This window comes from Jatrophihabitans telluris (assembly GCF_023516435.1).
GTDB classification, from domain to species: Bacteria; Actinomycetota; Actinomycetes; order Mycobacteriales; family Jatrophihabitantaceae; genus Jatrophihabitans_A; species Jatrophihabitans_A telluris.
On the sequence record NZ_CP097332.1, the window covers coordinates 3,746,724 to 3,759,194 of the forward strand.

Below are 12,471 nucleotides of genomic sequence, written 5' to 3' on the forward strand. Positions count from 1 at the left end.
CGGCACCGTCACTGTCGGCCAGTGTCGGCGATTAGGCAAGCGCTGTGGGTACCCGCCAGCTGGCGCCGAAGTTGACGAAGGGGGCGGGCAGGTCGCGGGCCGCCTCGATGGCGTCGGCCAGCGCCCGGGCCGAGCTTGCCCCACCAGCCAGGTCGCGGTGATATCGACCCATGACCTGGGCCGAAATCTCGTCGTGGACGCGCGCCACCCCTGAGACGACCGCGTGTGAGCCCAGATGCAGCAGGACGCTGGTCAGGCCGAGCGCCTCGTCGCCGGGTCGGATCGTGGCCTGGCCGAGCTCGCACGCCGAGAGCACGACGTGTTCGGGGGCGCGGGCGGCGCCGTCGAATTCGTAGGCGAAGACTGGGCCGTCCGACAGCCGAAGCGAGGAGAACAACGGGTTCTCGGCCTGGTGCTGGCCGTGCGCGGCGACGTGGACGACCGAGCAGTCGCGCATGGCCGACAACAGTTGCTGACGTCCGGCCGTCCCGCCCTCGAACAGACTGGCGCCCGGCCACTGCCGCCCGATCAGTGCCGCCTCCGCGCCGGCGTGGGCGAGGTCCGGGCCGGCCAGCACAGCGACCCCGACGAGCGGCTGGCTGTCCGCGATCTGGGCGCTGTACCAGGCCGTTGCCGACGGTGCGACCGTGACCGGCCGTCCTCGCAGGGATGGCAGCAGCCCCCACGCCACCGTGCCGAGCGGGCCGGTAGGAACGATCACCAGCTGGTCGGTGCCCGGATCCAGTGGGCGGATCAGCTCGGAATCGAGCCACGTGAGGCTGCGAGTCACCGAGGCGCGCACCGCTGCGCGCAGCGAAGCTGGGACGTGACCGTTGGCCAGCACGTCCAGATCGGCGCGGCATCGTCGGATCGCCTCCGCTACGGCGCCGGACTCGGCCAGCGGCACCACTCGGGAGCCGCCGCCGGGAATCAGGACCGCCGCATGCAGCCGGCCCGCCGATTCGACGAAGCAGATCAGCGCGGCACCGGCGGCGTCCAGACCGACCAGCAGCTCGGGGGTTGCGGTCACGGCGCTGGCCTGACCAGCACCCGTAGCCTGCCAAGCCCTGGATCGCAGGCTCTGCTGCAGCTCGTCGATCCGGCGCCGCTGGTCCCCGGCCCGCTCGCGCGCCAGCGGATCGGACTCGATGGTCCGCAGCTCCTCGGTCGCCTGGCGCAGTTCAGCGAGCAGGTCGGCGGTGAGCTCGTCGGCCGGGGCGGTGACCGCCGGGAGCCGGGCCGAGATCGCGCGACCCCGCTCCGCGGCGGCAAGCACGGCTGCGGGGCGACCGTCGGAAACGGCCAATCGCAGGTCGAGCTCGACCAACTGGCGCCCGTGTACCGCACTGGCGGTTTGCAGGTCGAGACTGCCGAACTGGGCGCGATGCCGGGTCAGCTCGGCCAGTCCGGTCCGGATCTCACGTCCGGCCCCGGCCCGATCGCCGCCGGCCAGCTGGGTGCGCGCCCGCACCAGTCGAGTGTGCAGCCGCGCCGACATGGCGTCAGATGCCCGGATCGGGCCGGCCTCGGTGGCGGCGTGGTGGGCCTGCTCCAATCGCCCGGCGGCCAGCAGGGCCTCGGCCGCCACCAGCTGCGCGGTGCGCGCCCGGGTCGGAAGGCCCTCGGCCCGGAACTCCTCGGCGAGCCGCAGCGCCGGCGGGGCCAGCCGGCTGCCGGGACGTCCGGCCGCCAGATCGGCCTGCAACAGCACCAACTCGGCGTCTCGGCGCCACCGGTCGTTGCGCCGTCGACGGAAGCGATCGCGGGCACTGGCGGCGAGTCGGCGGGCGGCGGAGATCTCCCCGTCCAGCAAGGCACATTCGGCCCGCGCGAGTTCCACCTCCGCTACTGCGGAGGACAGCCGGTCCGCCGCGAACAGGGTGCCGGCTTCGCGCAGCGCGTCATCGGCCTCCCGGTGCAAGCCCGCCTCGATGAGCACCCGCGCCTGGTCCAGCAGGATGACGGCACGCGAGACGTCGGCGTCGAGAGCGATGACCTCGTCGATGATCCGCAGCGCCAGGGCGAGGTTGCCGGCCAGGAACTCCAGATAGCCCAGGTTGTGCCGAGTCATGGCCAGGTCGGGCAGCCGTTTCAGCCGTCCGGCGATCTCGCTCGCTCGCTCGAAATCACCACGCGCGGACCTCAGCCGACCGGCGAACAGATGCGCCGTGCCCCGGTTGAGCAGGATCGAATGAGCCTGGTCGTCATCGGCGTGCGCGATGAGGTCGACGGCTCGATCGAGTTCGACCATTCCGACCTGTAGGTTTCCGCCGCGCACGTGCATGTACCCGCGTTGCATGTGCACCAGGACGCGCACCTGCGGCAGCTCCCACTCCCCCAGCGCCCGCTCCGCCTCGGCCAGGGCATCGAGGCCGGCCTGCAGGCCCTGCAGCTCACTCTCGGCCGTCGCCACCGAGATCCAGATCCGGGCGGCCAGCTCACCGACGTCTTCGCCCGCACCGGAGTCCCGGACGGCGGCCAGCGCGGCGATCGCGGTGCGCAGCGATCGTCGCGCTCGCATCGGGTGACCGGCGTTGTTGTCCTCCACGCCGCGGGCGTGCAGCGATCGCGCACGCGACAACGCACGCTCGGTTGCGCCCGAGCCGGACGGTTGCGGTCCCGGCCGAACCGTCCCTGTTGCCTCACCCCGCTGAGCCACCAACGGATCATGTCACCGCAGCAACGCCCTGTCGTTACGGCCGCTTCAGCCGGCTGACCTTCTCGACCGCGTGCCAGGCCCGGTCCACGGCCGCCGAAGAGGCCAGTTGATCCATACCGCCGTGGCGCCAGAGGTCCTCCGCGATCTGAGCCGCCACGATCGGTGCGGAGAACGACGTGCCGCTCCAGGTGCCGAAACCACCGTGGAAGTCGTCGGGATCGATCGTCGCCCGCTCGCCGTCACCCTCGACGTAGAACTCCGCGAGTGGCTGCAACGAACCGTCGAAGGTCGTCGGCAGGGTGCTCACCAACGCCGCGCCCTGCCGGTGCGTGATCACCCAGTCGCCGGCGTTGCTGAACAGGGCGATGGTCTCGAGGTTGGGGTTGAGCGCTCCGACGCTGACCAACGGGATCGCGTCGTGCCCCAGCGGGACCAGGCCTTCGTCATGCGGCGCGAAGCCGGCCGGGTACATGTGGCGGCTCGTCGAGTCGTTGCCGGCCGCGGCTACCACCGCAACCCCGCGTCGTCCGAATTCGCACAACGGTTCGAGCAGCAACTGGTCGTAGGCCACGTCGGCCGGCAGTTCGTGGTAGTAGCCCAGCGACAGTGACACCACGTCGACAATCCACTCCGGCCGGTTCAGCGCCTGGCCGAGCGCGTGGCGCAGCAACAGCCGGTTGAGCGCGACGAGGAAATCCCCTTCGGGCACGACGCCGTCGCTGTGCATGACCCTGATGGCGAGGATGTCAGCGTTCGGGCACAGCTGCCGGATCAGTCCGGCGATGAAGGTCCCGTGGCCCGCGTCGGAGTCCAGGGTGCCCTCCAGTGGGTCATCCAGCGCGCCGCCCTGCTCGGGATCGGTGGCCGCGTCGTGGAAACCGATCTCGAGTGCGCCGACGGTCAGATTGCGTTTGACGACCGGCGACCGGAGCCACGGGTGACGTCCGACCCCCGTGTCGAGGACGGCCACCACCGGGCGTCGCCCGCGCGTCCTGGCTTCGGATTCATCAGCACGCACCGGGGCGAGGCCCGCCCAGGTCACCGGAGTCCGCCCGCCGAAACCGGGATCGCCGTACTGCGAACTGGCACTGCCGCCCTTCATGAACGGACCGCCCTTCATGAACGGACCGCCCTTCATGAACGGACCGCCCTTCATGAACGGCGAGCCGCCGATGTCCACGCTGGTCGCGGTCAGCAGGTGTTCCAGGCTCACCCGGTTGGCCAGCTCCGTGCCGGGCCCGACGATGGAGCGGTAGACCTGCAGCACGGCCCAGGCATCGGCCGGCGGGATCGGCTCGGTGGTGTCGGGCTCGAGCCGCACCCGGATGTTCAGGACCCGGATCGCCAGCTCGGTCAGGTCCGCCTCCTGCGCGAGCGCACGGATCTCGGGATCGTCCCCGTCAGGCACGACCTTGAGCTTGAACCGCGCCGCGGCGGCGTCGAGGGCCTGCCGGACCTGCGGGTCGTCGCCGTCGCGCACCAGCAGCTTGTTGGCCACGTACACCGTCGGACGAACCGTCTGCCCGGGCAGTGTCAGGGCCCCGGCGGGGTCGAGCGTCCGTGCGCCGTGGTTGTTGATCACGTAGTCCGGCGGCGAGAGGTTGGGTTCGTGGCGACGACTCGGGGTGGGCTGCGGCGGGGTATCGCCGGGCGGGCGCTCGTTCGAAGTCATGGCTCCATCTCAGGGTGTGAGAACGCGAATAGCCTTCGGGCTCAGGGTGTGCTGCCCACGGCGTCGGGCTTGGGCACGCGCAGTCCGCACGGCTTACAACTCCACGGCGGGCGTGATCACGGGCGGCCGGTTCTCCCCCGCAAGTTGAACCACGAAGCGCGTCAGGCCGTGCGCAACCTCCTCGAAGACGAACCGGCCGTCCTCGTCGGCATCGGCACTCATGGTCGTCTCGACCTGGCGCAGTTCCACTCGCACACCGGCGCCCGGAGCACACCATCCGTCGATGCGGACCCGGTCCGGCCCGGCCGGACTGATGCTGACCATCGTGGTCAGGCTGTCGCTGGTGAACGTGAGGGTCTTGACTTCGCTCGTCTCGGCGCCGCGGGCGGCCATCGCCTCCAGTGGCAGGGCGACCAGCTCGGCCAGCTCGGCGTTGAGGGCGTCGAGGCTGATGGCAAAGCTCAGACGGTCGACCAGGTCGGCGGGTACCGGATCGATCGCGTCGTACAGACTCGAGAGCTGCGTCATGATCAAATCGTCGGTGGGGTCAAGGGCTTCGCCGGCAAGAGTTTCCCAGTCCGTGGGGTTCGGCGTGTTCATCGAGGCTCCCATCGAGCGTCAGTGGTCAGTGAGGCACGCAGCTTGGCCAGGCAACGCCCACGAGTCGGCCCGATCGAACCGACCGGCATCGCGAGCGAACGAGCCAGTTCCGCGTAGTCCGGGCGGTCTGCGAACGCGATGACCCGCAGCAACTCCCGGCACCGGTCCGGCAGTGCCGAGACGTGCTGCCAGAGCAGCTTCTCGGAGTCACTGCGCAGCGCCAGCGCTTCCGGCGATTCCTCCGCACTCACGAAGTCCTCGTCGACCAGCTCGGTCGGGGTCTGCCGTGACTGTCCCCGCGACACTCGCCACGCCTCGCGACGCGCGGTGACAATCAGCCACTGCAGAACCGATCTCGGATCGGCGATCTTGTCGGCACTTCGCACCAACGCCAACCAGGTCGTCTGCAAGACGTCCTCGGTGGTGGTGGCGTCCAGCCGCTGAGCCCGGACGGTGTGCCAGAGAATCGGCGTCAGCATCTCGACCAGGGACGCCATCGCCCCCGCGTTCCCGTCCCGGTACGCCGCGAAGGCGTCACCGGCCCGGCAAGCCAATGTCGAGTGTTCTGCTTCAGCGTTGACCATCGTCTGACCATTCCGTCTGTTCGGAACCCCGACCCCGACCGGTGTCAACCGCCCAGGGAACAGCTGTGACAAGACTGTCTCCCAACCTCGCTTACGAACACAAGGAGAAATGGGGGACGCTTCTGATACCTCGGGCGGGTGAGACGAATCTCGCGAAGAACGCCCCGTTTGTCGGGGACGGTGATCGCGGTCGGTGCCCCGGCGAACGAATGTCGGGACGGCGGTATCAGGGGCGGCCGGAGGCCCTCCTGATCAGCGTGTTGGACGAACCGGCGTGGTGATGGGCCACTGGGTCGGGCGTAGCAGCGTGTGGTTCGGTGGCCGGGTCCGTCCCGGAGGCCGTTGGATCGATCTCGGGGGAATCGACACGCCACCGCTGGCCTGACTCACGTCCGGATACGCGAATGGGCAGTTCGGCGGCGAATGGGCACTTGTACCTGCCCATTCGCGCCGGAACTGCCCATTCGCTCGGGTAGACCGGGAAGAACCGTCCAGATCAGGCGGTCGGTTCCTCCAGCAGGTTGCGGGTCCGGTTGGTGTCGACCGGGATGCCCGGGCCCATCGTGGTGGAGAAGTTGACCTTGCGCAGGTACTTGCCCTTGGCCGAGGACGGCTTGGAGCGCAGGACCTCATCCAGCGCAGCGGCGTAGTTCTCGACGAGCTGCTCGGGCTTGAACGACGCCTTGCCGATGATCAAGTGCAGGTTCGACTGCTTGTCCACCCGGAACGTGATCTTGCCGCCCTTGATGTCGTTGACGGCCTTGGCCACGTCCGGCGTGACGGTGCCCGTCTTCGGGTTCGGCATCAGGCCACGCGGGCCCAGGATACGAGCGATCCGGCCGACCTTGGCCATCTGGTCGGGGGTGGCGATGGCGGCGTCGAAGTCCAGGTAGCCCTCGGTGATCTCCTGGATCAGGTCGTCACTGCCGACCTTGTCGGCTCCGGCTGCGGTGGCTGCGGCCGCCTGCTCACCCGTCGCGAACACGATGACGCGGGCAGTCTTGCCAGTACCGTGCGGCAGGCTGACCGTGCCACGAACCATCTGGTCGGCCTTACGCGGGTCGACTCCGAGGCGCATGGCGACCTCGACAGTCCCGTCGAACTTGCTCGGCGAAGCCTGGACGGCGATCTGGGCAGCTTCCAGCGGGCTGTAGATCTTGTCGGCTTCGATGAGCTTGGCGGCGGCCTCGTAGGCCTTGCTGCGCTTTGCCATGGTGGTGCTCCGTTTCTGTCAGTGGTCACCGGACGCCGTCCCTCGGCGTCCTCCCACGCAATCTGTGGACACCCCGGCTGAGGTCAGCCCGGGCGATGTCCGGCTCGGCTTCCCGGGCCGGACACGGTTCGAACAACTAGTCGGTGACCGTGATGCCCATCGAGCGAGCAGTGCCGGCGATGATCTTCGCGGCCTGGTCGATGTCGTTGGCGTTGAGGTCTTCCTTCTTGGTCTCGGCGATCTCGCGGACCTGCGCCATGGTCACCTTGGCGACCTTGGTCTTGTGCGGCTCGCCCGAGCCCTTGGGGACGCCGGCCGCGGCCAGCAGCAGCCGAGCCGCCGGCGGGGTCTTGGTGACGAAGGTGAAGGAGCGGTCTTCGTAGACCGAGATCTCCACCGGGACGATCTGCCCGCGCTGCGACTCGGTGGCCGCGTTGTACGCCTTGCAGAACTCCATGATGTTGACGCCGTGCTGACCCAGCGCGGGACCGACCGGCGGAGCCGGGTTGGCCGCACCGGCCTGGATCTGCAGCTTGATGATCGCTGTGAGCTTCTTCTTCGGAGGCATGTCTTCTCTTCTTCTGGTTGCTGGAATTGCTGGGACTCGAACGGCCCGTGGAACTGAGGGACCGTTCTAGATCTTGGAGACCTGGGCGAAGGACAGCTCGACCGGGGTCTCGCGGCCGAAGATGGACACCAGCACCTTGAGCTTGGCGTGCAGAGCGTCGATCTCGTTGATGGTCGCCGGCAGGGTGGCGAACGGGCCGTCCATGACCGTCACCGACTCGCCGACCTCGAACTCGACCTCGACCTGGGCCGGGCCCGAACTGCTGGCGCTCTCGCCGGCCTTGAGCGGCGCGGCGGCCTTGGTCGCGGGCGGCGCGAGGATCTTTACGACCTCGTCCAGGGACAGCGGCGAGGGCTTGGAGGTGGCGCCGACGAAACCGGTCACGCCGGGGGTGTTGCGGACGGCACCCCAGGAGTCGTCGGTCAGATCCATCCGGACCAGGATGTAGCCCGGGAACACCTTGCGGTTGATCTGCTGGCGCTTGCCGTTCTTGATCTCGATGACCTCTTCGGTGGGCACCTCGACCTGATAGATGTAGTCCTCCATGTCGAGGGAGGAGATCCGGCTCTCGAGGTTGGTCTTCACCTTGTTCTCGTAGCCCGCGTAGGAGTGGATGACGTACCAGTCACCCGGCGAGCGGCGCAGCTGGGCACGCAATTCCTCGATCGGGTCCTGCTCGGCTTCTTCTTCCTCGATACCGGCAACGCTGTCGGTGTCAGCGTCTGCTGTGTGCGAGGCCGCCGCGGCGTCGTCGGCGACGAGCTCGGCCTCGACCTCGTTGACGTGTTCGACCCACGCTTCGTCGGCAGCCTCCTCGGCGGCCTCGTTGTACTTCTCCTCGCGCGTGACGCCGTAGACCTGGTCCTCGACGTCCAGGGTCGGCAGCTCCACCGATTCCGCGGTCGCAGCGGACGTCGACAGCACGTCGTCGCGCTGGTCGTTGTCGAACTCAGTCACAGGGTCTCTTCCTTGCTGTTGTGGTGCGATGGGGCGGGGTGTGCTCCGGTCGGGGCCGCACCTGGGTGGATCAGCCGAACACCGCGAGGACGGCCTTGGCCAGGCCGAGGTCGAGCACAGCCACGATGGTCACCATGATCACCACGAACACGATCACCACCGTGGTGTAGGTGATCATCTCCTTGCGGGAGGGCCACAGCACCTTTCGCATCTCCGCCACGGTCTCGCGGAAGCGTCGGCGCACTGCTGTGACGAGAAGCGGTAGCCACCGCCAGAGCAGGCTCAGCCCGCCTCCGCCCGTCCCCTTGTTCGGGCGCGAGGACGGAGCAGGTGCTTCCTGCGTCTCGGTCACGTGTTCTCCTCTCGGAAGCGCCGCCGCAAGCCGGCACCTGCGAAACAAGTGCCTGCCGACATCGGCGCTGAATGGCGCAGGGGTGACAGGACTTGAACCTGCAACCGCCGGTTTTGGAGACCGGTGCTCTACCAATTGAGCCACACCCCTTCGATTCCGGCCGCCGAACGGCGGCGACAGAACCGAGGTGGAACCCCTGCAACCATGACAAACGCGTCGACCGGAGGACGGTTCACGACCTCAAGCGCGCACGCTTGCGCACGGCCCCAACGGACCCGAGTAGCAAGTGTAGGGGTTGGCGTCGGGTAACGAAAATTCACGACGGACCCACCGGATAGCCTAGAGGTCATGACGGCTCCGACCTCCCCGACCGTGAACCCATCCCTCGGCTCACCCGCCCGCCCGGCCTCCGACGCCTCCGAGGCCTCCGAGGCCTACGACGCCTACAACGCCTACAAGGCCCGGGGGCTGAAGCTGAACATGCAGCGGGGCCAACCGTCCGACGCCGACTTCGACCTGTCCAACGCGCTGCTCCAGGCGGTCGGGGCCGACGACGTCGTGGCCGCCGGCGGTATCGACATCCGTAACTACCCGGGCGGCGTCGCGGGGCTGGCGGAGGCCCGCGAACTCTTCGGCGACTACCTGGGTCTGGCCGCGGCCAACGTCCTGGTGTGGAACAACGCGAGCCTGGAACTGCAGGGCCACGTCCTGACCCAGATGCTGCTGCAGGGACCGCGCAATCGGAGTCCGTGGGCCGCGCACGCCCCCACGATCGTCGTCACTACGCCCGGCTACGACCGGCACTTCACGCTGCTGGAAAGCCTCGGATTCCGGCTGGCGATGGTGGACATGCAGGCCGACGGTCCTGACGTGCAGGCCATCGAGGCCCTCGTCGAGCGCGACCCGTCGGTGCGCGGAGTGCTGTTCGTGCCGACCTACTCGAACCCCGGCGGCGAGACCATCTCGGCGGCGAAGGCCGAGCGGCTGGCGGCCCTGACCGCGTCCGCCGCCGACTTCACGATCTTCGCCGACGACGCCTACCGGGCCCACCACCTGTCCGACACCGACCGGGACACCCCCGTCAACTTCGTCGAGCTGGTGGCCGCGGCCGGCAATCCCGACGGTGCCTACGTCTTCGCCTCCACCTCCAAGATCACCTTCTCCGGCGCCGGACTGGGCTTCGTCGGGGCCAGCGAGACCAACATCGCGCATCTCAGCTCGTACCTGTTCGCCTTGTCCATCGGCCCGAACAAGATCGAGCAGCTGCGACACGTGAAGTTCCTCAGCGGTTACCCCGGCGGCATCGCCGGCCTGATGAGCGCGCACGCGGCTTTGATCGCGCCGAAATTCGCCGCGGTCGAGCAGATCCTGTCCAGCGAGCTGGGCGGAACCGGCCTGGCGCGGTGGACGAGCCCCAAGGGCGGGTACTTCGTCAGCCTCGACACCACGCGACCGATCGCCGACAAGGTCGTGGAGCTGGCCAACGGTGCCGGGGTCAGCCTGACCCCAGCCGGATCGACCTTCCCGCCCGGACGGGACGAGACCAACACCAACATCCGCCTGGCACCCACCCGGCCCGAGCTGGCCGACGTGGAGCTGGCCATGCGGGTGGTCGCGGTCTGCATCCGGTTGGCCAGCGAGGAATACGACGCAGCCCAGTCCTGACGCTCAGCCGACCAGCAACGGCCGGTACTCGGGGTTGCGTTGGATGTAGACGGCGACGAACGGGCAGGCCGGGTCGACGCGTTTGCCCTGCGCGGCGATGTCGTCCAGCGCGAACCTCACCAGCCGGCCCGCCAGGCCACGGCCTCCGTAGGCAGGCAGCGTCTCCGTGTGCGGAATGACCACGACGCCGTCGCGCTCGTAGAAGTCGGCCAGGCTGACCCGGCGCCCGTCGACCGTCAGCTCGTACCGGCCGGCCTCATCGTTGCGGATGAGTTCGACCTGCTCGCTCATGAAGCGGGCACCTTCACGGTGGCGCGCGCACGCGCGAGCACCGTCTCGCCGTTCACGGAGGCCGTCACGTCGACGACCACGGTACCCGCCGCGCTGTCGATCGACCGCACCTTCGCACTGACGTGCAGGGCCGCGCCGGAGTCAGCCGGAACCACGACCGGGCGGGTGAACCGGACCCCGTACTCCACCACGGCTCCAGGGTCACCGGCCCAGTCGGAGACGACCCGGACCGCGATGGCCATCGTGAGCATGCCGTGGGCGATCACATCCGGCAGGCCGACCTGCTTGGCGAAGTCTTCGTTCCAGTGGATGGGGTTGAAGTCACCGGAGGCTCCGGCGTAACGCACCATGCTGACGCGTTCGATGGGGAAGGTCGCGCTCGGCAATTCGGTGCCCACCGCGAGGTCGGCCAGAGTCGGGCTCATTCGGCGGCCGCCGTTCCCCGGGCGACCAGGGTCGACAGGGCCGTGACCACGTGCTCGCCGTCGAGCGTGGTGACCTCGCTGCGTGTGGTGATCAGGTCGTTGCCCGCGGCCGAGCGGATCGATTCCACCGAGGCAGTCACCTGCAGTACGTCTCCGGCGTGCACCGGGCGGCTGTAGAGAAAACTCTGCTCGCCGTGCACCACGCGGGTGTAGTCCAGACCCAACCCGGGGTCGGCGATGATCGCTCCTGCGGCCTTCATGGTGATCACGATGGGGAAGGTCGGCGGCGCGATGACATCCGGATATCCCAGCGCCCGGGCGGCGCCCGGGTCGGTATAGGCCGGGTTGTCGTCGCCGATGGCCTCAGCGAATTCACGGATCTTCTCCCGGCCGACCTCGTAGGCGGCGGTGGGCGGGTAGACGCGGCCCACGAACGATTCATCCAGCGGCATGCCAGCGACGGTACTAGGCGAGGGCACAAGACGAATTCAGGGCTGCCCCGGTGGTGGGACAGCCCTGAAAGGGGTCGAGGCGATCGATCGCGCCTGGATGTGGTGCAGCGCCGAGCAGGCAGGCGACCCGAGGGGCGCCGACGGGCTAGCGGGTCTCGCGGTGGTCGGTGTGCTTGCCGCAGTTCGGGCAGAACTTCTTCAGGTCCAAGCGGTCCGGGTCGTTGCGCCGGTTCTTCTTGGTGATGTAGTTGCGGTGCTTGCAGACCTGGCAAGCCAGAGTGATCTTCGGGCGTACGTCGGTGGCGGCCACGGTCGTACCTTTCGGTGAGTTAGGTGGTGCGTGAGTCTTCGGTAGCGAGGGCCGGACTTGAACCGGCGACACAGCGATTATGAGCCGCTTGCTCTACCAGGCTGAGCTACCCCGCCCTGATGGTCTTGCTTTGGCGCACTGATCAGGGTTTGATCCCGGCCCACCCGAGGACGACGGGCGAACAGGCCTTCGAGCGAACCAGAGCCCCCTTACGGAATCGAACCGTAGACCTTCTCCTTACCATGGAGACGCTCTGCCGACTGAGCTAAGGGGGCACGCGATATGAACTTTGTCAACGCCCGCTGTCCCAGGCGCCCGCTGAACTTTACATGACCGGTCGTCCGAATTCCGAATCGACCGCATGGCCGCCGTCCGGGCATGGAAAAGCCCTGGTGATCGCACGGGGGAACGACCACCAGGGCTTTCCAAGTATGAACCGTGGGTAGTCGACCTGCAACCCCCAGCGACGGATACAGTCCCGATTTTCTGTGATCTGGCTCACAATCCGGACACAAATTCAACGTCAGCCGACCCCGGACACACAAAGGCCCCGCTCGGGCTGACCATTCAGCGCGATCGGGGCCTGTGGCGGCTGTTGGGTTCGAACCAACGTAGGCATAGCCGGCAGATTTACAGTCTGCTCCCTTTGGCCACTCGGGCAAACCGCCGTGTGCACACTGCCGTGTGGCTTGGTGCGCAGCTGAGGGTACACGAGCGGAACCG

Annotated in this window: 13 protein-coding genes and 4 tRNA genes; 1 reads left to right on the forward strand and 16 read right to left on the reverse strand. The window is 68.3% G+C overall.

The genetic code is table 11. From position 1 onward, the window contains the following. Positions 1 to 31: 31 nt before the first annotated feature. From M6D93_RS17280 to M6D93_RS17320, 9 genes are all read right to left on the reverse strand, one after another. Entirely contained in the window at positions 32 to 2,581 is a 2,550-nt protein-coding gene (locus M6D93_RS17280) for a CHAT domain-containing protein (protein ID WP_249771137.1), read from the reverse strand. 112 nt (positions 2,582 to 2,693) lie between these two features. Then, positions 2,694 to 4,331: a S8 family peptidase gene (locus tag M6D93_RS17285; protein ID WP_249771139.1), complete on the reverse strand. Its 1,638-nt coding sequence runs from the start codon at positions 4,329 to 4,331 to the stop codon at positions 2,694 to 2,696. A gap of 93 nt (positions 4,332 to 4,424) precedes the next feature. Beyond that, positions 4,425 to 4,931, reverse strand: a complete 507-nt coding sequence (locus M6D93_RS17290; protein WP_249771141.1) for a hypothetical protein — start codon at positions 4,929 to 4,931, stop codon at positions 4,425 to 4,427. Then, positions 4,928 to 5,515 (reverse strand): RNA polymerase sigma factor, encoded by a 588-nt coding sequence (locus M6D93_RS17295; protein WP_249771143.1) that lies wholly within the window; start codon positions 5,513 to 5,515, stop codon positions 4,928 to 4,930. The genes M6D93_RS17290 and M6D93_RS17295 overlap by 4 nt, the downstream gene beginning before the upstream one ends. 496 nt (positions 5,516 to 6,011) lie before the next feature. After that, positions 6,012 to 6,728: a 50S ribosomal protein L1 gene (gene rplA / locus M6D93_RS17300; RefSeq protein ID WP_249771145.1), complete on the reverse strand. Its 717-nt coding sequence runs from the start codon at positions 6,726 to 6,728 to the stop codon at positions 6,012 to 6,014. Positions 6,729 to 6,864: 136 nt separating this feature from the next. After that, positions 6,865 to 7,296 (reverse strand): 50S ribosomal protein L11, encoded by a 432-nt coding sequence (gene rplK, locus M6D93_RS17305; protein WP_249771147.1) that lies wholly within the window; start codon positions 7,294 to 7,296, stop codon positions 6,865 to 6,867. Positions 7,297 to 7,362: 66 nt separating this feature from the next. Then, positions 7,363 to 8,253 (reverse strand): transcription termination/antitermination protein NusG, encoded by an 891-nt coding sequence (gene nusG, locus M6D93_RS19440; protein WP_283818603.1) that lies wholly within the window; start codon positions 8,251 to 8,253, stop codon positions 7,363 to 7,365. A 70-nt stretch (positions 8,254 to 8,323) separates the two neighbouring features. Beyond that, the gene (gene secE / locus M6D93_RS17315) at positions 8,324 to 8,605 is read right to left on the reverse strand and encodes a preprotein translocase subunit SecE (RefSeq protein WP_249771149.1); all 282 of its coding nucleotides are present in this window, start codon (positions 8,603 to 8,605) and stop codon (positions 8,324 to 8,326) included. Between the two features lie 77 nt (positions 8,606 to 8,682). Then, positions 8,683 to 8,755: transfer RNA gene (locus tag M6D93_RS17320), tRNA-Trp, on the reverse strand. A 198-nt stretch (positions 8,756 to 8,953) separates the two neighbouring features. Here M6D93_RS17320 and M6D93_RS17325 point away from each other — a divergent pair. Continuing rightward, positions 8,954 to 10,270, forward strand: coding sequence for an aspartate aminotransferase type Ic (locus tag M6D93_RS17325; RefSeq protein ID WP_249771151.1), 1,317 nt, complete (start codon positions 8,954 to 8,956; stop codon positions 10,268 to 10,270). A gap of 3 nt (positions 10,271 to 10,273) precedes the next feature. Here M6D93_RS17325 and M6D93_RS17330 read toward each other — a convergent pair whose 3' ends face one another. The 7 genes from M6D93_RS17330 to M6D93_RS17360 all read right to left on the reverse strand — a co-directional run bounded on the left by M6D93_RS17330 (position 10,274) and on the right by M6D93_RS17360 (position 12,416). Beyond that, positions 10,274 to 10,561, reverse strand: coding sequence for a GNAT family N-acetyltransferase (locus M6D93_RS17330; RefSeq protein ID WP_249771153.1), 288 nt, complete (start codon positions 10,559 to 10,561; stop codon positions 10,274 to 10,276). Then, on the reverse strand, positions 10,558 to 10,986 hold the full coding sequence (locus M6D93_RS17335; protein WP_249771155.1) for a MaoC family dehydratase: 429 nt from the start codon (positions 10,984 to 10,986) through the stop codon (positions 10,558 to 10,560). The genes M6D93_RS17330 and M6D93_RS17335 overlap by 4 nt, the downstream gene beginning before the upstream one ends. Beyond that, positions 10,983 to 11,438 carry a MaoC family dehydratase N-terminal domain-containing protein gene (locus tag M6D93_RS17340; RefSeq protein WP_249771157.1) on the reverse strand — a complete coding sequence of 152 codons (456 nt, stop codon included), beginning with the start codon at positions 11,436 to 11,438 and terminating at the stop codon, positions 10,983 to 10,985. Before M6D93_RS17340 ends, M6D93_RS17335 begins: the two co-directional genes overlap by 4 nt. Before the next feature lie 145 nt (positions 11,439 to 11,583). After that, the gene (gene rpmG / locus M6D93_RS17345; RefSeq protein ID WP_249771159.1) at positions 11,584 to 11,748 is read right to left on the reverse strand and encodes a 50S ribosomal protein L33; all 165 of its coding nucleotides are present in this window, start codon (positions 11,746 to 11,748) and stop codon (positions 11,584 to 11,586) included. Between the two features lie 42 nt (positions 11,749 to 11,790). Next, positions 11,791 to 11,864: transfer RNA gene (locus M6D93_RS17350), tRNA-Met, on the reverse strand. Positions 11,865 to 11,950: 86 nt separating this feature from the next. Next, positions 11,951 to 12,023: transfer RNA gene (locus M6D93_RS17355), tRNA-Thr, on the reverse strand. A gap of 311 nt (positions 12,024 to 12,334) precedes the next feature. After that, positions 12,335 to 12,416: transfer RNA gene (locus M6D93_RS17360), tRNA-Tyr, on the reverse strand. Positions 12,417 to 12,471: the final 55 nt, after the last annotated feature.